Source organism: Aliiroseovarius sp. (assembly GCF_965228805.1).
Lineage (GTDB): Bacteria > Pseudomonadota > Alphaproteobacteria > Rhodobacterales > Rhodobacteraceae > JASBTN01.
Window position 1 is genome coordinate 2,201,507 of record NZ_CBDDIE010000003.1, and the last position, 23,081, is coordinate 2,224,587.

Consider the following 23,081-nt stretch of genomic DNA (forward strand, 5'->3'; position numbering starts at 1 on the left):
CGCCGACTGACTGTCGGGCGTGGCGCAGCCATATATGGAAGCGTCGACCGAAGGCCCGCGCCTTCGTGTTGGCAGCCACGCGGAAGAGAGCAATAACAACATGCAGAGTTTCAGATTGAAAAAGGGGTTGGACCTGCCGGTCACCGGCGCCCCTGATCAAGTGATTCACGACGCGCCACCCGTGCGCCATGTGGCGGTGCTGGGGGCGGACTATGTCGGGCTCAAGCCGCGCATGGCGGTGCAGGAGGGCGACGAGGTCAAACGCGGCCAGCCGCTGTTCTGCCACAAGGAGGCCGAGGCCGCCCAGATGGTCGCGCCGATGACCGGCAAGGTCATCCGCATCAACCGCGGTGCCCGCCGGGTGTTGCAGAGCGTGGTGATCGAAGTCTCGGACGCAGCCGACACCGGCATCGACTTCTCGGGCGTCGGCAATGCCGACACGGCCGAGGGCCTGACCGAGAAGCTTTGCGCCGCCGGGCTCTGGACTGCCTTCCGCACCCGTCCCTATTCGAAACTGCCGGTGCCGGGCAGCGCCCCGCAGGCGATCTTCGTCACCGCGATGGACAGCGAACCGCTGGCCGCAGACGCGGGCGTGATCATCGCTGAAGCCGCTGACGCCTTCGCCACCGGCCTTGCTGCCATCGCCAAGCTGACCGAGGGCAAGACCTACCTGTGTCAGGCCCCGGGCGCCGCGCTGGCCGATGTGCCGGGCGTCGAGGTGGCTTCGTTCGAAGGGCCGCACCCGGCCGGTCTGGCAGGCACCCACATCCACTTCCTGCACCCGGTTCGCGCCGAAGATACGGTCTGGACCATCGGTTACCAGGACGTGATCGCCATCGGTCGTCTGATCGAAACCGGCCACCTGGACCCGTCCATCGTGGTCGCGCTGTGTGGCCCCGAGGCGAAACAGCCGCGCCTGCTGCGCACCGTCATGGGCGCCTCGACCGACGAGTTGACCGAGGGCGAGATCGAAACCGGTGAGCCGCGCGTCATCTCGGGCTCGATCCTGTCGGGCCGCCAGGCCGCCGGGCCGCTGGCCTATTTGGGCCGCTTTGCCCGTCAGATCACCGTGATCCGCGAAGACCGTGATCAGCACCCGATGGGCTGGATCCTTCCGATGGGCAAGAAATACGCGGTGCAGCCGGTGTTGGGCTCGGCCTTTGCGCGCAAGCTGTTCCCGCTGACCTCGAACCTCAACGGTGGCCGCCGCGCCATGGTGCCCACCGGCACCTTTGAAGAGCTGATGCCGCAGGACTTCCTGCCGACCCAGCTTCTGCGTGCGCTGCTGGTGATGGACACCGACCAGGCCCAGGCGCTGGGCGCGATGGAGCTGGACGAAGAGGACCTGGGCCTTGTCGGTTTCGCCTGCCCGGCGAAATACGAATACGGCATGGCCCTGCGCGACAGCCTGACCAAGATCGAGAAGGAGGGCTGATCCATGGGATTGCGCAATTTCTTTGACCGTATCGAGCCGAACTTTACCAAGGGCGGCAAATACGAAAAGCTCTTCCCCATCTACGAGATGGTGGAATCGTTCCTGTACACGCCCAAGGCGGTGACCACGGTTGCCCCCCACGCGCGCAGCTACGTGGACATGAAACGCATCATGACCTACGTGGTGATCGCGACCATCCCCTGCATCCTCTGGGGCATGGTGAACACCGGTTACCAGGCCAACAGCGCCATCGCGATGATGAGCGCCGAGGCGGCCACCGGCTGGCGCATCGCCATCCTGAACGCCCTGGGCGTCTCGCTGGACCCGGCAAGCTACTTCGGCAACTTCGCCCATGGCTTCCTGTATTTCCTGCCCATTTACCTGACGACCCTGGTGGTCGGCGGCATTTGGGAAGTGCTCTTCGCCACCGTGCGCGGTCACGAGGTGAACGAGGGCTTCCTGGTCACCTCGATGCTCTACACGCTGATCATGCCGGCCTCCGCGCCTTTGTGGCAGGTGGCGCTGGGCATCAGCTTCGGCGTGGTAATCGGCAAGGAAGTGTTCGGCGGCACCGGCAAGAACTTCCTGAACCCGGCATTGACCGGGCGGGCCTTCCTCTACTTCGCCTACCCGGCCAACATGTCCGGTGATGCGGTCTGGACCCCGGTCGACGGCTTCTCCGGCGCGACCGCGCTGGGCGTGTCGGCTGCCGAGGGCGTGCAGGCGCTGGCGGGGCAAGGGATCACCTGGATGGACGCCTTCTTGGGCACGATCCAGGGCTCGTTTGGCGAGACCTCGACGCTCGCCTGTGCCATTGGTCTTGTCTTCCTGCTCGCCACCAAGATCGCCAACTGGCGCCTGATCGTGGGCTGTATGGGCGGCATGATGGCCTTCTCGGGCCTTCTGAACCTGATCGGGTCGGACACCAACCCGATGTTCGCCATGCCCTGGTACTGGCACCTGGTGCTGGGCGGTTATGCCTTCGGCCTCGTGTTCATGGTGACCGAGCCTGTCTCGGCCTCCCACACCAACGTCGGCCGCTACATCTACGGCGCGCTGATCGGCATCATGGTGGTGCTGATCCGCGTGGTGAACCCGGCCTTCCCGGAAGGCATGATGCTGGCGATCCTGTTCGGCAACGTCTTCGCCCCGCTGATCGACCACTTCGTTGTGCAAGCCAATATCAAACGGAGGGCCCGCCGCCATGTCTGAGCCCATGTCGAATGAAAACAAGGGCGCCATCGCCCAGTTCCTGGCCGCGCCGCCGGACAGTGTCGGCAAGACGTTGTTCGTCGCAATCTCGGTCTGCCTTGTGGCCTCGATGATCGTGTCCACCGCCGCTGTGTCCCTGCGCCCGACGCAGGAGGCCAACAAGCTGCGCGACAAGCAGGTGAACATCCTGCAGGTCGCGGGGCTCTATGATCCGGCCAGCGATGTGACCGAAGCCTTCGCGGCGTTTGAGCCGCAGGTGCTGGACCTGGAGAGCGGCGAGTTCACCGACGCCTTCGACGCCGCCACCTTCGACGATCTGGCTGCCGCCGACGATCCCGAACTCAGCCGCGCGCTGGAGGATGATCCGGCCTCGATCGGTCGCCAGGCGCGGTTCCGCACCGTGTACCTGCTGCGCGACGACGCGGGTGAACTGGACAAGGTGATCCTGCCGCTGCACGGCTATGGCCTGTGGTCGACCCTTTATGGTTTCATCGCCATCGAGGAGAACGGCAACGACATCTTCGGCCTGCAGTTCTACAGCCACGCGGAAACCCCCGGCCTTGGCGCCGAGGTGGACAACCCGCGCTGGAAACAGCAGTGGAACGGCAAGCGTCTGCATGACGATGCGGGCACGCTTCAGATCACCGTCTCCAAGTCGGCTCCGGCTGCCGGTGCCGACTTCCATGTCGACGGTCTGGCCGGCGCCACGCTGACCACGCGCGGCGTGGACAACCTGGTGAAATTCTGGATGGGCGAAGAGGGCTACGCCCTGTTCCTGGACAAACTGCAAGCAGGAGAGTTCTGATGGCGCAGACCAAACGCGAACTGCTGCTCGACCCGTTGGTCGACAACAACCCGATCACCTTGCAGGTCCTGGGCATCTGTTCGGCCCTCGCCGTGACCTCGTCCTTGAAAGTCGCCTTCGTCATGGCCCTGGCCGTGACCTTCGTGACGGCGTTCTCGTCGATGTTCATCTCGATCCTGCGCAACCAGATCCCCAACTCGATCCGGATCATCGTGCAGATGGTGATCATCGCCTCGCTGGTGATCCTGGTGGACCAGATCCTGAAAGCCTACGCTTTCGAGATCTCCAAGACCCTGTCGGTCTTCGTCGGCCTGATCATCACCAACTGTATCGTGATGGGCCGTGCCGAGGCCTTCGCCATGTCGAACCCGCCGGTGGCGAGCTTCCTCGATGGCATCGGCAACGGGTTGGGCTACGGGCTGATCCTGATGCTGGTCGGCTTTATCCGCGAGCTCTTCGGCGCCGGCAGCCTGTTCGGCATCACCATTCTCGAGACCGTGAACAACGGCGGCTGGTACGTGCCCAACGGCATGCTGCTGCTGCCGCCCTCGGCCTTCTTCATCATCGGTCTTCTGATCTGGGGCTTCCGCACTTGGAAACCCGCGCAGGTCGAAGCCCGTGAATTCAAGATCCAGACGGTGGAGGAGCACTGATGGAAGGGCTCATTTCCCTGGCCGTTAAGGCCATTTTCGTCGAAAACCTGGCGCTGTCCTTCTTCTTGGGCATGTGTACCTTCATCGCCGTGTCGAAAAAGATCTCGACCGCGCTGGGGCTGGGTATCTCGGTCATGATCGTGCAGGCGATCACCGTGCCGACCAACAACCTGCTGCTGACCTACCTCTTGAAGCCGGGCGCGCTGGCCTGGGCCGGGTTCCCGGATGTCGACCTGACCTTCCTGGGTCTGATCAGCTACATCGGCGTGATCGCGGCCATGGTGCAGATCCTCGAGATGATCCTGGATAAGTACTTCCCGCCGCTTTACAATGCGCTGGGCATCTTCCTGCCGCTCATTACCGTGAACTGCGCCATCCTGGGTGGCTCGCTCTTCATGGTGGAACGCGACTACAACTTCGCCGAGGCGACGACCTACGGTCTGTCCTCCGGCTTCGGTTGGGCGCTGGCAATCACCGCCATGGCAGGCGTGCGCGAGAAGCTAAAATACTCGGATGTGCCGGATGGGCTGCAAGGCCTGGGCATTACCTTCATCACCGCGGGGCTGATGGCGCTGGCCTTCATGTCCTTCTCGGGCGTGAAACTGTAAGGGGGCTGAGGACATGGAAACCTTTACGCTTGGCGTCATCCTCTTCACCCTGATCGTGCTAGCCCTGGTGGCGATCATCCTGGCAGCGCGCTCGAAACTGGTCTCGACCGGCAACGTGAACATCACCATCAACGGCGAAAAGACCATCTCGGTCCCGGCCGGTGGCAAGCTGCTGCAAACCCTGGCGGGCGAAAAGATGTTCGTCCCCTCGGCCTGCGGCGGCGGCGGCACCTGCGCCCAATGCCGGGTGAAAGTGCATTCCGGCGGCGGCTCGATCCTGCCGACCGAAGAAAGCCACATCACCAAACGCGAAGCCTCCTGTGGCGACCGCCTGTCCTGTCAGGTGGCCGTGAAACAGGACATGGACATCGAAGTGCCTGAAGAGGTCTTCGGCGTGAAGAAGTGGGAATGCACGGTGCGTTCGAACGAGAACGTCGCCACCTTCATCAAGGCGCTGGTCCTGGACCTGCCGGAAGGCGAGGACGTGAACTTCCGCGCCGGTGGCTACATCCAGATCGAGGCCCCTGCGCACCACCTGAAATACACCGACTTCGACATCGAGGAGGAGTATCGCGAGGACTGGGACCGCTTCAACCTGTGGCAATATGAAAGCCACGTGGCCGAACCGGTCGAACGCGCCTATTCGATGGCCAACTACCCGGATGAAAAGGGCATGATCATGCTCAACGTCCGTGTGGCCTCGCCGCCGCCGGGTTCGTCCGACATTCCGGCGGGCAAGATGTCGTCCTATATCTTCAACCTGAAACCTGGCGACAAGGTCACCATTTCGGGTCCCTACGGCGAGTTCTTCGCCCGCGAGACCGGCAAGGAAATGGTCTTCATCGGCGGTGGTGCCGGCATGGCCCCGATGCGCTCGCATATCTTCGACCAGCTCAAGCGGCTGGAGAATCGCGATCGCAAGATTTCCTTCTGGTACGGTGCCCGTTCGAAACGCGAAATGTTCTTTGTCGAGGATTTCGACGGCCTGGCCGCCGAGTTCGACAATTTCGAATGGCACGTGGCCCTGTCGGACGCGATGCCCGAGGACGAATGGACCGGCTACACTGGCTTCATTCACAATGTCCTGTTCGAGGAATACCTCAAGAACCACCCGGCGCCCGAGGACTGCGAGTTCTACATGTGTGGCCCGCCCATCATGAACCAGTCGGTGATCAACATGCTCTTGGACTTGGGCGTGGATCGCGAAGACATCATGCTGGATGACTTCGGCGGCTGATCGTCGGAGCAGGTGAGAAAAGCGAAGCCGCTCCCTTCGGGGGGCGGTTTTCGTTTTGCGGGTAGCAGCGGGGCGGTGCCTGACCCTGGGTGGGCGCTTGGAAACGCTTAAGTGGGGCAAGCCGCTCGCCCCATCTGGAACGCCAATTTGAGTTGATACGTCGCAAAAGCGCCCTCCCGTGGGGAGGGTCGGGCGCCGCCCCGCTGCGCGGTGCGTGTCTCGAAAACTCGCTTCGCTCGCTTCAAATAAAAAGCCGCCCCCCGAAGGGAGCGGCTCAAACTCTCCGGCGTTCTCGCCACTCAGCCCACGATCATCATCCGCATGCGCAGGGCTTCGTACTCCAGCTCGTTCAGGCGGAAGCCCACCACGTCGCCCACGGTGATGATCCCCGCGAGCGCGTCATCCTTCATCACCGGCATGTGGCGGAAGCGGCCCTCGTTCATGTGTTTCAGCACTTCGAACAGCGGGTCCTCGGGATGGCATATCTGCACCTCGCGGGTCATCAGATCTTCGACCTTCTGCGGCAGGGTATGGCCCGGCGTATCCGCCAGACGGCGCACGATGTCGCGCTCAGACAGGATACCCACGACCGAACCGTTCTGATCCGTCACCACCACGGCACCAATGCGATGGTCGCGCAGGGTTTCGACCACGGTGCCGATCTGATCCCCCGGACGTACCGTCACCACGTCGCTGCCTTTCTGCGCCAGGATATTGGCCACCGTGCTTTGCGAATGCGAAAGGTTCGACTCCGCACTCTGGCTATAGGTGTGCTTGTCGTCCTTGTCGCCGACATGGGGAGATTGGTATGAGGTGGGGGCCATGGTCTTCTCCTTGTTCTGCGCGCCTCTTACCCCCATCTTAGCGCGCTTGGGCCTTCTGAAAAGACTAGAAAAATAAAGTGAAAGGACCCAGAATGCCCGAGCTTCACCTGACCCCGACCACCGGCATGATCCTGGTCTTTCTTGTCGTGGTCTGCGGGCACCGGTTTCGCAAGGCCTGGAAGGAACAGGAGGACGGCTGGCAGCGCCGTGCTTGGATCTTTGGCGTGCCCGCCCTGTTGGGTCTTCTTGCCCTTGGTTTTCTGCCGCTCGAATACTGACTGCGACAGGGCGTGATTTGACTCGATTTACCCCCTGTGCCATAGCTCCCCGCGACCTCAAGGAGCCCGCCAAATGCGCCGTCTGATCCTGCTTGCCCCGCTTGTTTTCCTGGCTGCCTGTCTGTTCGACAAGGACCCCGAAACCGTTCGCCTGTCGGGCGAAACCATGGGCACCACTTTCAACATCACCGCCATCGGCGACGACCTGGACGAGGAGGCCCTGGCGACCCGTGTCAACGCTGCCCTGGCCGCCGTGAACGCCAGCATGTCGAACTGGGATCCGAACTCCGAAGTGTCCCTGTTTGCCAAGTCCGACAACACCGATCCGCAACCGGTCTCTGCCGAATTTGCCAAGGTGATCGCCGCGGCAAACGAGGTGCACAGCCAATCCGGTGGCATGTTCGACGTGACCCTGGGTCCGCTCATTCAGCTCTGGGGTTTCGGATCGCGCGAACCCGCCGACCCGATCCCCGCCGACGCCGATATAGCTGCCGCGATGGAGGCCATTGGCCAGACCCGGCTGCTGACCCTGGACGAGGGCGCGCTGACGCTGGCCAAGGGGCGCCCGGATACGCAGGTCTTCCTGGCCGCCATCGCCAAGGGCTATGGTATCGACGCCGTGGCCGCCGAACTGACCGCCGCGGGGATCAACAATTATATGGTCGAGATTGGTGGTGACCTTGTCACCAAGGGCACGAACCCCGAAGGCAAGCCTTGGTCGATCGGTGTCGAGACGCCGGAACCGGGCGTGCAGGGGTCCATCGAATTGGTTGTGCCGGTCAGCGATATGGGCATGGCGACCTCGGGCGACTATCGCAATTTCTTCACTCATGAAGGCCAGCGCTATTCCCACATCATCGACCCGACCACGGGCCGTCCGATCACCCACCTGACCACCTCGGTCACGGTGCTGGCCGAGGACGCGATGATGGCCGATGCCTGGGCCACCGCCATGCTGGTGCTGGGCGCCGAGCGTGGGCTGGAGGTCGCGGCCGATCACGATATCGCGGTTTTCTTCATCTCGCGGGGTGCGCCCGGCGGGGATGAGACCTATATCACCTCGCAGAGCGCGGCCTTCACCGCCGCCACCGCGCAGTAACTCCGGAGACCCGACATGAGCACTTTCATCCTGGCCTTTGTCCTTCTGATGCTGGTCGTGGTCGGCATGAGCCTTGGCGTGATGCTGATGGGCAAGACGATCAAGGGCAGTTGCGGCGGTCTGAATGCCATCTCGGGCGCCGACAAATGTGTGGTCTGCTCCAAGGATATCGACCCGGACAGCCCGCTGCGCGACAAGCTGCAATGCAAGCGCAAACGCGAGATGCTGGAGCGCATGCAGGCCGAAGGTGAGGTCGAGGCGGGCTGAGCCTCACCCCTCCTGAACCGCCGCCCAATCCAAGTCGAACCGCGCAAGGTATTTGCGCAGCCGGTCCGCGTCATTGCGCGTGGCCTTCTGCGCCCGTGACACGGCAAACAGGCTGCGCCCCGCCGCTGACAGGCTGGCTGAGCGGCGACAGGTGCGCAGCACATGGGCCAGCTGCACCAGGTCGAAGGGGTCGACCTCGGCCTCCGGCCCCAACACTTCCGCCACCAGCTGTGCGTCCTCATTGCGCTCCGCCGCCTGCCAGCGGGCGTGCAGCGCGGCGATATCCTCGTCGACCATGGCGCGGGTAATGCGCCCGCGTGGGGCCAGCGTGCAGAGGCGCAGAACCGCCCCGCCGAAGTCCCGAAAGTTGCCCGACCAGGGCGTGGCCGGGTCCGTGGCGAACCGCAGCCAGGCCTCGGCGGCATCGCTGTTGAAACCGACCCGGCGGCCCAACAGTCCTTCAACCCGGGCCAGTTCGTGGGTCAGGTTGGCTTCAATATCCGCACGGCGGTCGCGCAGCGGGGGTAGCTCGAACTGCCACAGGGACAGGGCGGCGAACAGGTCGGGGCGAAACCGTCCCTGTGCCACCAGCCCGGCCAGATCCGTGCCCGCCGTGGCCAGCACCTGAAATCGGCAAGTGACTTCATGATCCGCACCCACCGGGTGATACCGTCCGGTCTCTATCGCCTGCAGGATCAGGCTCTGTTCGTCCCATCCCAGCGCGTCCACCTCGTCCAGCAGCAGCACGCCACCATCCGCTTCACGCAAGGCGCCCGTGCGTTCACTGCCGGCCACGCCGGTCGCACCCCGCCGCTGGCCGAACAGCATCGGCCGTGCCTCCGCCCCGCGCAGGGCGGCGCAGTTGACCTGCACCAGTCGGCCTTTTACCCGCCGCCGGTTCAGTTTCAGCTCGTAAATACGCCGCGCCAAGGATGTCTTGCCAGTCCCGGTCTCTCCGGTCAGCAGGATCGGCCCATCCGAGCTGCCCGCGACCAGCTCCACCCGGTCAATCAGCGCGTTGTAGCCCGCATCCCGCGTCTCTATCCCGCCGCGCAGCAGGTCACCGCTTTCTCGCGCCTGCACGTCAAACCGTTGCTGCAGCGCGTTGTAGCGGCTGAGGTCCAGGTCGATCACGTCCATCTTGGGCAGGTCGCCCGCCCGACGCGGCGGTCCTGTCTGGATCAGATGCGCAGGCACGTGGCGGCTTTCGGTCAGCAGGAACCAGCAGATCTGTGCCACATGGGTGCCGGTGGTCAGATGCACATGATACCGCTCGCGATCCTCGTCGAACCCGTAGCTGCGCGCAAAATCGAAGAGCTTGCCGTAGACTTCCTCGAAGTCCCAGGGATCGTCGAGGTTCATCTCGACCAGGCGTACTTCGGTCAGGGGGGATTTCGCCTCGATCTCGGCCTTGATGCCCGTGGCCAGACCGATATTGCGCGCATGGTGCAAGAGCTCTAGCCGATCCAGCGGAAAGCCGGGATCGGTGCAGAGCCCGACCGTGGGTTTCCACCGTTTCATTCGCCCCATGTCGAGCTGCGTGCCGAGGAAACCGATGGCTACGTTGCGCATAATCTTATCCAATCAGATAAAAGCCTATCTGAACAGAGCATACTTTGGAGCGACATTCTGGGCAATCTTGCGTTTTTCTGCATTATTTCAGTGCTCTAACCGATATTCTCTTTTTCCTCATTCGGCGCGAAGACCCATGCCACAACCGGGGCAGACGTAACGAGGACAAGATCATGACGACGACTGAATTCGATCCGGTCACCGGTGACCAACTGAAGGACTGGGGGCATCCGCCCGGCAAACAGTTCCCGGCGCTGTTGAAAAAGGCCAATGCGCTGCGCGCCGAAGGTTTCGGGCTGGTGCGTATCCGCGCCGAGCTGGAGGCGGACCGGATCGTGCCGCCGCCGACCCTGCCGCTGCGTGCGCCGGGTGAGGTGCCGTTTCACCTGACCATCGAGGCCGAAACGCCGGATGAGGAAGACAATGTCGCCAAGGTGCGCGAGACGATGACCGCGCTGATGCGGACCCCGACGATCGAGGCGGGCGCCGTGATGCCGGACGCCTGTCCGGCCGGGCCGGTGGGCACGATCCCGGTCGGTGGTGTGGCCGCCGCGCGTGGGGCGATCCATCCTGGGATGCATTCGGCTGACATTTGTTGTTCGGTGATGATGACGGATCTGGGCGCGGTTGACCCCAAGGCAGTGCTGGACGCCGCCCAGTCAGTGACCCATTTCGGGCCCGGCGGGCGACCGCAGGGCAAACGCTTTACCGTGTCGATGAAGCTGATGGATGCTTTCCGCGAAAACCGTTTCCTGAACCACCCGAAGATCCTGCGCATGGCGCAGGAGCACATGGGAACCCAAGGCGATGGGAACCATTTCCTGTTCATCGGGCGTTCGCGTGCGACCGGGCGGGTGGCGATGGTGACCCATCACGGCTCACGCGGGCCGGGGGCGGTTCTGTACAAGCTGGGCATGGAGGTGGCCGAGAAGTTCCGCCGTAAGCTCTCGCCCGAGACGCTGAAGCAGAACGCCTGGATCCCGGCGGATACCGACGAGGGACGTGCCTATTGGGAGGCGCTGCAGCTGATCCGCAAATGGACCAAGGCCAACCATAACGCCATTCACCAGGCCACGGTGGAGGCAGCGGGGGCCGAAAGCCATGACCGGTTCTGGAATGAGCATAACTTCGTGTTCAAACGCGGCGACCTCTATCTGCACGGCAAGGGGGCAACTCCGGCCTGGGATGATTGGGCGACGGATGCGACGCCGCATACGCTCATTCCGCTAAACATGGCGGAGCCGGTTCTGGTCGTGCGCGGCAAGGATGCGGGCCATGGGCTGGGCTTTGCCCCGCATGGGGCCGGGCGCAACTTCTCGCGGACCGAGCATCGTCGGCGCATGGGCGAGATGACCCCGGACCAGGCGCTTGTGGCCGAGACCGAGGGGCTCGACGTGCGGTTCTTCGCGGGTAAGGTGGACGCGTCGGAGCTGCCGTCCTCCTACAAGCGGGCCGATGCGGTGGTGCGCCAGATCAAGTCCTATGACCTGGCTGAGATCGAGGACTACATTGATCCCTACGGCTGCATCATGGCAGGCGACGTGCCGCCCTTCTGGTTGAACCGGAAAAAGAAAAAGCGTCGGTAAGAAAAATCGGGGGCTGGCGCAGGCTGGCCCCCGTTTCCTCAGGCCCGGCGCAACAGGTCGAAATAGGCCGCGCCGACGGCTTCCCAGGTGTAACGGTCGCGGGCGATGCGCAGCATGTCCTGGCCGACCGTTTCCAGCACATCTGCGGGTGTGTCCTTGACCAAACGCTTCAACTCGTCGGTAGACGAGAAGAACAGCGCACGATCTTCGGTCGTGTGCCGGTTGAAGGTGCAGTCGAAGGCAAAGACCGGGATGGCGAAATGCATCATCTCGACCAGTGACGGGTTGGTGCCGCCCGCCGAATGCCCGTGCAGATAGGCCGAGGCACCCTGGCGCAGGGTGCGCAGCTTGCCGATGTCATAGATCGGGTCGAGGATGCGCAGCCCCGGCGCATCGGCGTAGCGGCGTTTCAGCTCCAGACCATAGTCCGACCGATCCCAGTTCCCCACCGCGATCAGGGGGAAGTCGGCGCTGTCGGCAAAGGCTTCCAGCAGCATGTGCACGTTGTTTTCAGGCTCGATCCGGCAGACGTTGAAGGCGTAGCGATCGGGCAGCTCGACCTCGGTCACCGGGGCGGGATCGGCGGCCAGGGCATGATCGCCGCCATAGGCGATGACCGAACAGTCGGTGCCATATGTCTCGCGCACATAATCGGCAATCGCGCCATTGTCGGCGATGACCTGGTGGGAATGGCGCACGGCCATCGCTTCGCTTGTCCGCAACAGCTTGCGCTGCGCCACGCCCCATTTGTCGCGCTTCCATTCGATGCCGTCGATATTGGTCACGATGCGTGCCTTGGTGATGCGGCGTAGGAACGGCAGGATCAGCGCGCCTGAAACGCCCAGCAACAGGATCACATCCACCCCACGCCGCACGGCAGACAGAAGCGACCACATGTCATAGGGAATGCTCTGCGCGCCATTGGCCTTCAGCGGAATGTAGACCAGGTCAGCCTCCAGGAAGCGCACCTGGCGCGCCTCATAGGCCTTGTCCGAGCAATAGACCGTCAGCACCTCATCCGCGCCGACCGCCTGGTGGTGGCGCAAGAGGTTTTCCACCAGGGTTTCGAACCCGCCGTAATTGGCGGGCACGCCGACGGTGCCGATGATGGCGACGCGGGTGCGGTTTGCGGCGGAGGCCGCCTGGACGGGGGCGGTTTGGAAGGGCGCGGTACGGGTCATGGCAAGGAATTCTCGTACCCGAGGCGGCGCATGGTTTCGTCGAAAGGCGCTTCGAGGCAAGGGGCCAGGGCGAAAGACGCGTGGCGTGGGGCCTCGGTCAATTTCTCTTCGGCATAGGACAGGAAGGTTTCGTCGCCGGACAGCCCCGCAAAATTGGCGATCCGGGTCATCCAGTCACGCGGGGCTGCGCACATCTCCTCATAGGGCACGTGCAGCACCTCGTCGGGATGGGCCTGGGCCAGCGCGTGGCCTTCGCGCATGGTCACGATCCATTCGACAATGGCGCGCTGCTCCTGATCCGTCCAGCCGCGCATCTCGGCCGCGTGGAGGGCAAGGTCGGCATGCTCGGGAACGATCTGGTCGACCAGAAGATGCCATTTTCGGCTGTCCGCCCCCCACCAATCATGGCTTTCGCCATCCGCTTCGGTGCCGTGGCGCCCGGACCAGCCCTTGATCGAGGCGCAGGTGTCCCAGCCATTGCGGGCGATGAACAGAAAGCGCGCGTCGGGAAAGATCGCCTTGACGAAGGGCAGGCGGAAGACGAGCTCGGGGTATTTGTCGACCACACGACGCGTTCCGGTCAGGCGCAGATAGGCGCCCTGGATATGGTGCAGGGTGCGGATGACCTCGGGTGTGGCGTCCGCCGCGTCCAGACGGTAGCGGGCTGCGCCGCGGTCATAGCTGCCGATCAAATCCTCGCCGCCGCCCAGGGCCGCGTGCCACATTGCCTTGGGCTCATTGAGGAACCCGACATCGCGATGCATCGACAGAAGGATGCCCAGAATGGTCGTGCCACTGCGCCCGGCGCCCAGAACGAAGATCGGGGCTTTCGAGCGTTTCAGCGGCGGCAACTGGGCTTCCAGCGCGAAATGGGCGAAGACCAACGGGTTGATCCACTGCCCGCGCGTGGTCAGAGGGCGGCCTTCGAACAGCCCATAGCTGATCAATCGCGACCAGAGCCGCGAGGGGCGGGTGCGGATGTAGTGCCTGTCAATCTGTGCGACCATGCCGCTCTCCGAAATCTAATGCACGCAAGACCTGTTCACCCCTCGCAAAGCCAAGCGGGTAGGGGGGATTGCACCCGGGCCGCCCCCGGGGCAGCCAGCCTGCCCGCAAGGGCGCGGTTGCTATTGGCGTACAGCTCCTGCAGGTCGGCGCGCAGCCTGTCTTCGGCCACCCGGTCGCGCTCCATCGGCACTTCGTTCACCCTGCGATAGGCCCCGGCAGCCAAGGATTTGATCCGAGGCTTACGGTTCAGCATGGGCGACAGGCGGCGGTAGGCGGCCAGCGCCAGCCCATGCAGCCGAGCGTTTCCATAGGCGCGTGTCTTGTTCTCGTGGGTGAATTCCACCTGTTCGAACGGGCTCGGGGAAATCCCGGAAAACTGTGCCAGATCCCGCATGTACCCCTGTGGATCAGCCTTCAGCGCCTCAAAAAACGTGATGAACAACCGGTCGCCGAACCGTTCGATCCACGGATCCAGATAGCGGGCGTAATACCCACCTTCGAGGCCGAACCAGGGGTTCATCTCCTGATCCCGCAGGGCCTTGGGCGACGTGTTTTGGCATTGTCGCAGGTAGGCTTCGGCATCCAGATCGGCCGGCAAGGCCTGGTTCGACCGGGTGAAGTGGAAGAACGATAGGAACCGCTCCACCGGATCGCGCAGGATCAGCACCAGACGGGCGTCAGGCAGGCAGCGCAGGATTTCATCCGCCACCGCCGCGCGGCCGTAGAAATACCCGGGCGTACTTTCGATCACCAGAGGTTCGCCCGCGTGATGGCTGAACTGGGCTTCATAGCTGGATAGAGGCGCCATTGGCTTACCGTAGCGAGGAGGCAGGAAATGGCAGGTCTCTTTCACCGCCGAGGCGCAGACGTCCGGGTGTTGGGCGAGGTAGCGAAAGACCGCAGTTGTGCCACCCTTGTTGACACCCGCGATGATCAGGTTCGGCAAGGTGGGGGACGGTGCGGCTTTCGGCATGTGCATGGCGGGGGTCATATGACAGACGCCTCGGCAGTGACTGGCGCCTCATCGGGCGCCGAGAACCCGGCGCGGTAGCCGACCACTCGGGCGGGCGATCCCAGGACGATGGCGCCCTCCGGCACATCCTTCGTCACCACCGCATTGGCCCCCACAACGGCCCAGTCGCCGATTGTCAGCGGTTTCGAGATCACCGCACCCGAGCCGATGAACACATAATCGCCGACCGCGACCCTGCCGGATTGGAAGTGAAAGGGCCAATCGGGCGTGCCTTCGTGGCGGGTGTCCAGGAAATGGCTCAGGAACCGGCTGCCGGTGGTGATCAGGCAGCGCCGCCCGATCGTGATCAGTTCCGGATGGATGTTGTCGAAATAGACGCCAGCGCCGATGAAGGTCGATTTCGGGTCGACGAAATTGACGCCCGTGTATTTCAGCAGCCGCGCGCGCAGACGGGAGGGGATCAGCGCGCTTTGCCCCAGGCTCATGACAATCTTGCGCAGCGCCCGTTTGGGGGAATAACCGCGCTGGGTGGTGGTCTGGTCCTTCTTCATGGCTGGGGCTCCAGATAGGCGCGGATCGCGGCGGCGGTCTGTTCCGAGACCTCGGTTTTTTCCAGGTCCGAGGACAGGGCGGCCTCGAACCGGTTCTTGGCGCGCCTGAGCAGCGGGATCAGGCGATCCAGGCGGAGGCGTTGCAACAGGTAGACCAACCGCGGGCGCAGTGAATAGAAGACCCGTGCAAAGCTGCGATAGCGTACGCCGCGCGATTTGTTGCGGTTGTCGAAGGTAATGTCTGTGATTGGCGGTAGGCCCGCAAAGGCGCAAATCTCCGCCAGCACTTCGGCGGGGCGGTCGCGCAGGGCCTGGAACTCGATGACCTTGAGCCTTTCTCCGAAACAAACGCGCAGTCGGTCCAAGTAGTGGGGCCTGCATTGCTCCAGCACCCGCAGGGGAGCAGGTGTGTCAGCCGTGACCGGGGTTGCTGCCATGTGGGACACATAGTCGTCCAGCGACCAGCCCTTGGGCAGTTTCGCGCGCTGGCTGTAGAAATTGTAGGCCGAGGTCACCCGGTCCACCGGGTCGCGGGTCAGCACGACGATGCGGGCATTGGGCAGCAGGTCTACCACCTTCAGGAACTGCGGGCTGAACATGTAATCCGGCGTGGCCTCCAGCATGACCCGGCGTTCGGGGTGTTCAAAGAGCTTGGCATAGTCCCCGAGGTTCGTCCCGTCGAAGCCGAAGCTGCGCGGCAGAGGGTAGTCGGCATCCAGGAAAAATCGCGTTTCCTTGGTACGTGAGGCGCAGACATCCGGGTGCTGTGCAATCCAGTCGAAGATCGAGGTCGTGCCGGCCTTGGGCTGCCCCGCGACAATCAGGAAGGTCTTGTCTGTAACGGCGGCGTTCATCCCTCCGCCTCCTTCTGGGCCAGCACCCAGTCCCAGGTCTGTGCCAGCCCATCGCGAAAACTGATACCCGGGGTCCAACCGGTGGCGGCCTTCGCAGCGCTGACATCCAGCACCACGCGTGGCACGTCAAACGCACGGCCGGGTTTCATTTCGGGGTCCACCGATTGGCCCGAGACCTCGGCGATCTCGTCCAGCACCTGGCGGATCGAACGGCCTTCGTCCGCGCCTGCATTGAAGGTGCCTGTGATGCCCTGCTCGGCGCAAGCGAGGCAAAGCGCGGCCAGGTCGCGTACGTGGATGAAGTCACGCACGATTGACCCATCCCCCCAAAGCTGCATGCTCTCGCCCCGGGCCACACGCCACAGGAATGTGCCGATCACGCCCTGAACCCCGCCGTGGCCCTGGCGCGGCCCATAGGGGTTAGAAGGGCGCAGGATCACCGGTTTCAGCCCATGCAGATGCTGTTCGGCGCGAATGTAGTTCTCGATCGCGACCTTGACGATACCATAGGATGTGACCGGGTTGCGCGGATGGGTTTCCGGAACCGGGTCCGCGGATGGCACGCCATAGACCGTCCCGCCCGAAGACAGGTAAAGCAGCCGCTCGACACCCTGTGCGCGCATCAGCTCCATCAAGCGGATCGTATTGATCAGGTTGCCTTGCACATCGGCAATCGGGTCGAGGTTCGCGGTCGAGGGGACAGTGGTGCTGACCAGGTGGAACACCATGTCGACGTCAGCCAACGCCTCGGCCAGCGACGCGGTATCGCCGAACTCACCTTGCATGAATTCGACCCCCGCAGGGGTGGGGCGAAACCGCTCCGGCGCGCGGTCATAGACGCGCACCGCGTGGCCCGCCGCCAGCAGGGCATCGACCACGTGGGAGCCGATGAAGCCGCTTCCGCCCAGAACCAGGATCTTCATGTCAGTTCACCACCCGTTGATAGATTTTCATCAGCGTCGCATAGAGGCTGTCGTCGTTGAATTCACGTCGCGTGTAATCTGCGGCGGCCGCGCCCATTTCAGCGATTTTCTCGTCGGGCAGCGCCAGTACCTCGCCCAAACGATCCGCCAGCGCGGCGGCATTGGTTGCCTCATAGGTCCAGCCATGATCGCCTGCCTCGATCAGTTCCGGGATGCCCCCGCGCTGCGAACCGATCACAGGGGTTGCGGCGGCAAAGGCCTGGAAGATCACATAAGGAAAGTTCTCGTGCCAGACCGAGGGCACGACGACCGCGCGCGCGCCGTGCAGCCACTTCGCCAGCTCATCGCCCCAGGCGGGGCCGACCACATCGACATTGTCCATGCCTGCGGCCTCTGCCTCCAGCTTGGCCAGGTCCGGCCCGTCACCGACCACGACCACACGCGCCTCGGGCCGCAGGCGCGCGGCCTCGATCAGAACGTCCACGCCCTTCTCGTCGATCAGGCGCCCGAAATAGAGGAAATAGTCCCCGACGTTGGGGGGGACATGGTATTTCTCGGCATCGAACGGATTGCGCAGGAAATCGATCTGAACGCGGCCCTTGCCCCAGAACCCCTCGGTCTTCCGCGCCATGAACCGGCTGGCGAACAGGAAGATGTCCACATTCTTGCGCCAGATATCCAGTCGGTCATGGGCCATGGCTTCCAACATCGACGCAGCGCTGAGCGCGGTGGAGCCGTGGCAGCAGCGGTTCTTCAGGATCGAGGTAAACTTGCCGCCCAGGCAGTCCTCGCAGGTGTGCCCGTGGTGGAACAGTTTGTAGTTGGCGCAGATGTGTTTGTAGTCGTTGCAGGACAGCACGACCGGCACGCCCGCTTCGCGGGCGGCGTCCAGGATCGACGGGGTCAGGCGGACGTAGATCGCAAAGGCATGCACCACGTCTGGTTTAAAATCAGCAATCAGCCGGGCGAAGGCCGCCTTGGCGTCGCGGTTGTAGATCACCTTGGGCAGGCGCGCGGCCTTGGTCAGGATCCCGCCCCCCTTGTGGTCGGCCACCTCGGGGAAATAATCCGCCCAGGGCGTTTCCAACTCCTCCCCTTCGGCGGCCGAAAACATGGCAACCTCGTGCCCCTGGGCTTCGAGCACCCGGGCAATCTCGTGAAAAAACACCTCGGCGCCGCCCTGGATCGTGTAGTTGTTATGAGCCAGAAGAATGCGCATCAGATCCCGTCTTGCTTGAGGGTTCGGCTGGCCAGCAGCCCGAAGAACGCGCCCATCAGGGCGTAGAAATAGACATTGTTGGTCGGCATGGAGACAAAGAGCTTCTTCGCTGCAAACCCTGCCAAAAGGCCCGTGCACATGGCGTAATGCAGCAGGTCCTCGCGCCGCCAGCCGGTACGGCGCAGATGGGTTGTCAACCGGCGAAACAGCACGATGAGGAAGGTGATGAACAGGGCGACGCCGGGCACGCCCGCCTCCAGCGCCGTGCGCAGGTAGTAGTTGTCGATCTTTCGCACCTCTTCCAGGTTTTGGGCAAAGTTCTGGATCACGCCGAAGTCGGTCAGAGGGCGTTCGGCAACAGCCGCCGAAACCTCGACGAACTGCAGGGCACGACTGAGGGTCGAGCGATGGCCGCCATCCTCGACCCGGAAGAACTCCACGCCCTGCGCTTCGCTGATCAGGGAGCTGAACCAACCAAGGGACAGGATCAGCAGATAGGAAAACAGCATCAGCAAAAGGGTTGAGACGATGACTTTTGTGGCGGTGGAGAACCGATGCCAGATCAGCGCAAGCCAGAAAGCCAGAACCGAGGTGACGCCCGCCAGAATGCCTGAGCGGCTGTCAGACGCCAGGATCAGGAAAGCGGCGCAGAGAACCCCGGCAAGGCCCAGTTTGCGCGGGGTGCCCCGCGGACCAAGCGCTGCGCCCAGGGAGATCGGGAGCGCGTAGACCGCAAACTCGGACATCGACAGCGGGTTGTCGAAGATCCCCTGCGCGCGGTAGACGCCGTCACGGACAACGCCGCTGGCCTGATCCTCGGCCAACAGGGCAAGGTTGGCGACCACATAGTGCAGCGGGCGCTGCATGGCCATTTCCTGCAGCACCACAAGCGCCGTCACGATTGCGGCGAGGACCACCACCAGGCGCAGCCCCTCGATCATCCGCTCGGTGGACAGGTGATAGAACATGGCGAAGGCCACGGTGGTGAATAGCATGTCATCCAGCGCATAGATCGGGGTGAGCCCGTTCAGCAGCGTCGCGGCGATCTTGATCAGGGACAGGATCAGGAGAATCTGAAATGGCGGCTCGCCCCAAAGGTTCGGCTTTCCGGGCAGCCGCGGCGCGCGGCTCAACAGCCGGGACATGGCGAAAGCGATGATCAACAGGGGAAAGGCCAGGCGGGCGAAGGTCAGCGACAGGGATCCTCCGCCAAGGATTACCCCCAGCGACCGTGGTGCAAAGGCCAGGAAGAACACGAACAGATAGACAGCCCAGCGATAGCGTAAAACCGCCGCGCCCAGTACCACCGACAACTGTGCTACGGCGATCATCGGCTGACCTCCCCCAGGGGTGTCATATATGCTGGGCGGGGGCAGGTCACGCGGCGTCAGCTCCCTTCGTCGGATTGGGCTTTCGGGTTCGAAAGGCGCCGGACCTGTGTATCACATGGGTCAGCAGGGCATTGCGCAGGGCATGTGTCAGGCGAAAGACGGGCCGCGACCAGCGCAGGGGCGCGCGCGCGGCGGGTGCGCCGGTCAGGGGCAGGTTCAGGGCTGCCAGCTCGGCCCGCATGATGCCCTCGCGGCGAGCCATCAGGGCGGGATCGGCGTGGTGCCTCCACTTGAACAGGGCGGATGTGTCCGCCGCCATTGTCGCTGTGCCCTTCCAGGCCTTTTCCCACTCCGGGGCGGTGTCGGTCCGGATCGAACTGTCCAGCATTGCCGCGTCATATGGCGTGCCGATGAAGGCGCAGATCTCGCGCAGGCTGGCCTCGGGATCGGAGACAAAACGCTCGTATTGCACCACCTTCACCCGATCCGGGTGGCGCGCGGCACGATCAAGGCTGACCTGTGTGCACCAGCGCCAGAGCGCGGTGTGACGCGCGGCGTTCGAATGGGTCCAGGGCGCGTCGATCAGCGAATTGACCACATCGCGCCCGTCGCGGGCAACACACAGAATTTTTGCACGCGGATACCAGCGCAGGATGCGGTCGATCTGTTCGATATGGCGTGGGGTCTTTTCCAGGATCCGACGCTTGCCGGTGCCTTTCAGGGCATGAGCAAAGATCAGGTCCAGTGCCGCGCGCGCGTCGTGAATGCCCTGTGCGACGAAATCTTCTCTCAATGCCATGGGGTCGATCGATACGTCCTGGATACGCGGGTTGCGCGTCCAGATGTATTCGAAAAATCGTGCCGGATCACGCTGGGCGCGGGCACGGCTCAGCGCGTTGCCGCCATAGGAGCCGGGAAAGAAATGCGTTTCGGGCAGGGCCAGGACATCGGGATGGCGGCCGAGGTGGCTGGCCAACAGCGTGGTGCCCGAGCGCGGGCAGCCCAGCATGAACACCGGTTCGGCATTGTTGTGACCTGTCCTGCCCCCCCTCATTGGGCGGCCTTTCCACCCGGCCAGAAGGGCAGGGTCAGAAAACCAAGGCGTACGCGCACGTAGCACAAGGCGCTGAGATTAACACAGATGACGCCCGCTGAGGTGGCGGTGGCCGCGCCGATCAGCCCCCAGGCGGGGATCAGCGTCACCGCGCAGGCCAGCATGACGACTACGCCGATGAGGGCGGTGTTACGCGCCTCTCGCTCATGACCCGACATCATCAGAAGCAGATTGACCGAGCCCACTGCCGCGCTGACCGCTTGACCCACGGCCAGGATCGCCAGCGCGGTTCCGCCCTTGGCGAACTCCGGACCAAACAGGCTCATCACGCAGCTGTTGGCGACCAGCAGGACCAGCAGCATTGGGCTCGACAAGGTCAGGATCAGGACCGAGGCGCGCTGCACGGTACGCTTCAGTTTGGCCATTTTACCTTGCTTGTAAAGCGCGGCGAAGTGGGGGGCGACCACAGTATTCACCGCGACCAGGAAGAAAGAAACCAGCAGTGACAACCGGTTGGCTGCACCGTAGAGCCCGGCCTCTTCCGTGGTGCCCCAGATGCCCAGAAGTAGAAGCGGCGCCCAGGGCATGACACCCGTGGTGATCACCGTCATCAGCCACAGGGGCGCTGCCGACTGACGCAGGTCGGGGCCGACGGCAAAATCAGGCGCCCCTGCCGGTCGCGAACGGGTCCAGACGATGTGTCCGATCCCGGCGGACAGGCCTGTACCCAGCAGGTAGGCCAAGCAGGCGCCTGCCGGGCCGAACTGGCTGGCAAGCGGCCAGATCAGCACCAGTCCAACCAGCGGATAGATCACGCCCGAGACCAGCATCGCGTCACGGATGTGTTTGATCGCCTTCAGGCAGGTCGCGCCGAGCATCATCATGGAAAAGGTAAAAACCGCGAGGCTCATGACCCTCAGTGGCAGGGTGACTTCGGGTTTGGCAAAGATGTGATCGGCCAGCAGTGGCGCACTGACCGCCAGCGCGACCGAGGTCGCGAGCGACAGGATGGCGACGGCGCGCATGCCCAATCCGTACACGCCCAGCGCGCGGGGCCAGTTGCCCTCGGCCACATTGGCGGCAATCAGGCGCAACATGGCATTGTCCAGCCCCATGCGCACGACGATGGTCGCCAGCGCCACCACCGACAGGGCGGTGAAATAGAGCCCCGCACCCTCGGCCCCCAGAAGGCGGGCCAATGCGACATTGAAGGCAAAGGCCAGACCCGCGCCCAGGCCGCGTAGGGTAAAGGCCAGCCCGGCGCTGCGGATCATCTCGCGCCCATCACTATCCATGTTGCGAAGCCCTGTGATCATCCGCCTGCGCCTTCGAACCGCCCGCCAGAACCCGGCCCGGCATGCGCAAGTGTTCCGTGCAGGGCGGCGCGCCCTGCGAGTACGGAGGTCAATTGCGGCATCTCGATCTCTTTCCTCAGGCTCGGACGTTGGCTCAGCTTCGAATTGTACTTGGCACCGCACAGGTTGCATAGGCGCACGTCCTGCGTGTAGCAAGTTTGGCGTCGCAGGGGCACGAAACACAAGTGCATTTCGCGCTTGGACGCCGCGACAATGGTTATGCTCAGTCGATGATCCCCATCAGCACCGCCTTTGCCACGGCCTGGCTGGTCGAGGCCGCGTTCAGCCGACTGCGCGCGCTCTTGGCCTGTTTCTCAACCGTATGCACGCTGGTGCGCAATTTCAGGGCGATGTCCCGGGTGCGAAACCCCTCGGACTGCCATTTCAGCACCTCGATCTCGCGTCGGGTCAACCCGTAGAAGTCGCGCGCCACGGCCCCCATCTCGACGCCTGCGTGAAACACGTGAAGCGTGGCGGCGATGGGCTGTTCGGCGGCGCGGAATTGCCGGTCCTGATCGGCCTGATCCGCCATTGGATCGCCAACCAGACTGATACCGGCAAAGACGCGACCCAGACAGGGCAGAGGCAGTGTGATGCCATTCTGCACCCCCCAGTCGCGCGCGCTGTTCATCACATGGGCTTCAGCCCCGGTAATCTGACCCGTATCAATCCTGTGTCGCACGTCGCTCCACAGCACCGCGCGGGTGCCGGTCTGGCAGTATTGCGCGAGCCAGTCGTCGCGGAACATGTCATGCTCGAGGTAATGCTGCATCCAATCGGGATCGAGCGTATCCAGATGAACATAGTCCTCCAGTGCGCCATCGGCATCTGTGGGAATGCGGGCATAGACAAAACTGTCATAGCCGAAGGGGTGGATGACTTCGGTCAGCACCTCGGCAATCCCGTCAGCGTCCGTCACGCCTTTCAACCTGTGCGCCATGTCCAACACGCCATTGGCGGAAGGGGTCAGGTTGTGACGGTGGAATTCGGCCAAGGGGTGCTCCGGAAACTGTGTGTCGGAGGCTCACTATAGGCCGATACCACCTGAAGGCGAAA

Annotated in this window: 23 protein-coding genes; 10 read left to right on the plus strand and 13 right to left on the minus strand. The window is 63.5% G+C overall.

The genetic code is table 11. The features are described from left to right. The first annotated feature begins 100 nt into the window (after window positions 1–100). The 6 genes from ACO07D_RS11785 to nqrF are packed head-to-tail and all read left to right on the plus strand — an operon-like array spanning window position 101 to window position 5,950. Window positions 101–1,435 carry a Na(+)-translocating NADH-quinone reductase subunit A gene (locus tag ACO07D_RS11785; protein ID WP_421703138.1) on the plus strand — a complete coding sequence of 445 codons (1,335 nt, stop codon included), beginning with the start codon at window positions 101–103 and terminating at the stop codon, window positions 1,433–1,435. 3 nt (window positions 1,436–1,438) lie between these two features. Then, complete coding sequence (locus tag ACO07D_RS11790; RefSeq protein WP_421703139.1) at window positions 1,439–2,647, plus strand: NADH:ubiquinone reductase (Na(+)-transporting) subunit B; 1,209 nt, start codon at window positions 1,439–1,441, stop codon at window positions 2,645–2,647. After that, the gene (locus ACO07D_RS11795) at window positions 2,640–3,452 is read left to right on the plus strand and encodes a Na(+)-translocating NADH-quinone reductase subunit C (protein ID WP_421703140.1); all 813 of its coding nucleotides are present in this window, start codon (window positions 2,640–2,642) and stop codon (window positions 3,450–3,452) included. The genes ACO07D_RS11790 and ACO07D_RS11795 overlap by 8 nt, the downstream gene beginning before the upstream one ends. Next, window positions 3,452–4,105, plus strand: a complete 654-nt coding sequence (locus ACO07D_RS11800; protein WP_421703141.1) for an NADH:ubiquinone reductase (Na(+)-transporting) subunit D — start codon at window positions 3,452–3,454, stop codon at window positions 4,103–4,105. The genes ACO07D_RS11795 and ACO07D_RS11800 overlap by 1 nt, the downstream gene beginning before the upstream one ends. Continuing rightward, a complete protein-coding gene (nqrE, locus tag ACO07D_RS11805; protein WP_421703142.1) occupies window positions 4,105–4,713 on the plus strand; it encodes an NADH:ubiquinone reductase (Na(+)-transporting) subunit E in 609 nt (202 codons plus the stop codon). The genes ACO07D_RS11800 and nqrE overlap by 1 nt, the downstream gene beginning before the upstream one ends. A gap of 13 nt (window positions 4,714–4,726) precedes the next feature. Continuing rightward, window positions 4,727–5,950 carry an NADH:ubiquinone reductase (Na(+)-transporting) subunit F gene (gene nqrF / locus ACO07D_RS11810; RefSeq protein WP_421703143.1) on the plus strand — a complete coding sequence of 408 codons (1,224 nt, stop codon included), beginning with the start codon at window positions 4,727–4,729 and terminating at the stop codon, window positions 5,948–5,950. 299 nt (window positions 5,951–6,249) lie between these two features. Here nqrF and ACO07D_RS11815 read toward each other — a convergent pair whose 3' ends face one another. Then, a complete protein-coding gene (locus ACO07D_RS11815) occupies window positions 6,250–6,774 on the minus strand; it encodes a CBS domain-containing protein (protein WP_421703144.1) in 525 nt (174 codons plus the stop codon). A 92-nt stretch (window positions 6,775–6,866) separates the two neighbouring features. Between ACO07D_RS11815 and ACO07D_RS11820 the strand changes: the two genes are divergently transcribed. The 3 genes from ACO07D_RS11820 to nqrM all read left to right on the plus strand — a co-directional run bounded on the left by ACO07D_RS11820 (window position 6,867) and on the right by nqrM (window position 8,418). Beyond that, complete coding sequence (locus tag ACO07D_RS11820; RefSeq protein WP_421703145.1) at window positions 6,867–7,052, plus strand: hypothetical protein; 186 nt, start codon at window positions 6,867–6,869, stop codon at window positions 7,050–7,052. A gap of 73 nt (window positions 7,053–7,125) precedes the next feature. Next, window positions 7,126–8,151 carry an FAD:protein FMN transferase gene (locus ACO07D_RS11825; RefSeq protein ID WP_421703146.1) on the plus strand — a complete coding sequence of 342 codons (1,026 nt, stop codon included), beginning with the start codon at window positions 7,126–7,128 and terminating at the stop codon, window positions 8,149–8,151. A 15-nt stretch (window positions 8,152–8,166) separates the two neighbouring features. Beyond that, window positions 8,167–8,418, plus strand: coding sequence for a (Na+)-NQR maturation NqrM (gene nqrM / locus ACO07D_RS11830; protein WP_421703147.1), 252 nt, complete (start codon window positions 8,167–8,169; stop codon window positions 8,416–8,418). A gap of 3 nt (window positions 8,419–8,421) precedes the next feature. Here nqrM and ACO07D_RS11835 read toward each other — a convergent pair whose 3' ends face one another. Next, window positions 8,422–9,990, minus strand: a complete 1,569-nt coding sequence (locus tag ACO07D_RS11835; protein WP_421703148.1) for an RNA repair transcriptional activator RtcR family protein — start codon at window positions 9,988–9,990, stop codon at window positions 8,422–8,424. A 173-nt stretch (window positions 9,991–10,163) separates the two neighbouring features. On the opposite strand from ACO07D_RS11835, the gene ACO07D_RS11840 reads away from it, so the two are divergent. Continuing rightward, window positions 10,164–11,576 carry an RtcB family protein gene (locus tag ACO07D_RS11840; RefSeq protein WP_421703149.1) on the plus strand — a complete coding sequence of 471 codons (1,413 nt, stop codon included), beginning with the start codon at window positions 10,164–10,166 and terminating at the stop codon, window positions 11,574–11,576. A gap of 38 nt (window positions 11,577–11,614) precedes the next feature. Here the strand turns inward: ACO07D_RS11840 and ACO07D_RS11845 are convergent, their stop codons facing one another. The 11 genes from ACO07D_RS11845 to ACO07D_RS11895 form a co-directional block, all read right to left on the minus strand. Further along, complete coding sequence (locus tag ACO07D_RS11845) at window positions 11,615–12,757, minus strand: DUF1972 domain-containing protein (protein WP_421703150.1); 1,143 nt, start codon at window positions 12,755–12,757, stop codon at window positions 11,615–11,617. Beyond that, on the minus strand, window positions 12,754–13,764 hold the full coding sequence (locus tag ACO07D_RS11850) for a sulfotransferase family protein (RefSeq protein ID WP_421703151.1): 1,011 nt from the start codon (window positions 13,762–13,764) through the stop codon (window positions 12,754–12,756). The genes ACO07D_RS11845 and ACO07D_RS11850 overlap by 4 nt, the downstream gene beginning before the upstream one ends. 35 nt (window positions 13,765–13,799) lie before the next feature. Next, on the minus strand, window positions 13,800–14,756 hold the full coding sequence (locus ACO07D_RS11855) for a sulfotransferase family protein (RefSeq protein ID WP_421703152.1): 957 nt from the start codon (window positions 14,754–14,756) through the stop codon (window positions 13,800–13,802). Continuing rightward, entirely contained in the window at window positions 14,753–15,289 is a 537-nt protein-coding gene (locus tag ACO07D_RS11860; RefSeq protein WP_421703153.1) for an acyltransferase, read from the minus strand. The genes ACO07D_RS11855 and ACO07D_RS11860 overlap by 4 nt, the downstream gene beginning before the upstream one ends. Next, the gene (locus ACO07D_RS11865; RefSeq protein ID WP_421703154.1) at window positions 15,286–16,143 is read right to left on the minus strand and encodes a sulfotransferase family protein; all 858 of its coding nucleotides are present in this window, start codon (window positions 16,141–16,143) and stop codon (window positions 15,286–15,288) included. Before ACO07D_RS11865 ends, ACO07D_RS11860 begins: the two co-directional genes overlap by 4 nt. Next, window positions 16,140–17,066 carry an NAD-dependent epimerase/dehydratase family protein gene (locus ACO07D_RS11870; protein WP_421703155.1) on the minus strand — a complete coding sequence of 309 codons (927 nt, stop codon included), beginning with the start codon at window positions 17,064–17,066 and terminating at the stop codon, window positions 16,140–16,142. The genes ACO07D_RS11865 and ACO07D_RS11870 overlap by 4 nt, the downstream gene beginning before the upstream one ends. A gap of 1 nt (window position 17,067) precedes the next feature. Next, window positions 17,068–18,285: a glycosyltransferase gene (locus ACO07D_RS11875; protein ID WP_421703156.1), complete on the minus strand. Its 1,218-nt coding sequence runs from the start codon at window positions 18,283–18,285 to the stop codon at window positions 17,068–17,070. Continuing rightward, window positions 18,285–19,616, minus strand: a complete 1,332-nt coding sequence (locus ACO07D_RS11880; protein WP_421703157.1) for an O-antigen ligase family protein — start codon at window positions 19,614–19,616, stop codon at window positions 18,285–18,287. Before ACO07D_RS11880 ends, ACO07D_RS11875 begins: the two co-directional genes overlap by 1 nt. Before the next feature lie 46 nt (window positions 19,617–19,662). Then, entirely contained in the window at window positions 19,663–20,670 is a 1,008-nt protein-coding gene (locus ACO07D_RS11885) for a sulfotransferase family protein (protein WP_421703158.1), read from the minus strand. Then, window positions 20,667–21,986, minus strand: coding sequence for a flippase (locus tag ACO07D_RS11890; protein WP_421703159.1), 1,320 nt, complete (start codon window positions 21,984–21,986; stop codon window positions 20,667–20,669). The genes ACO07D_RS11885 and ACO07D_RS11890 overlap by 4 nt, the downstream gene beginning before the upstream one ends. 262 nt (window positions 21,987–22,248) lie before the next feature. Further along, entirely contained in the window at window positions 22,249–23,019 is a 771-nt protein-coding gene (locus tag ACO07D_RS11895) for a helix-turn-helix transcriptional regulator (protein WP_421703160.1), read from the minus strand. Window positions 23,020–23,081: the final 62 nt, after the last annotated feature.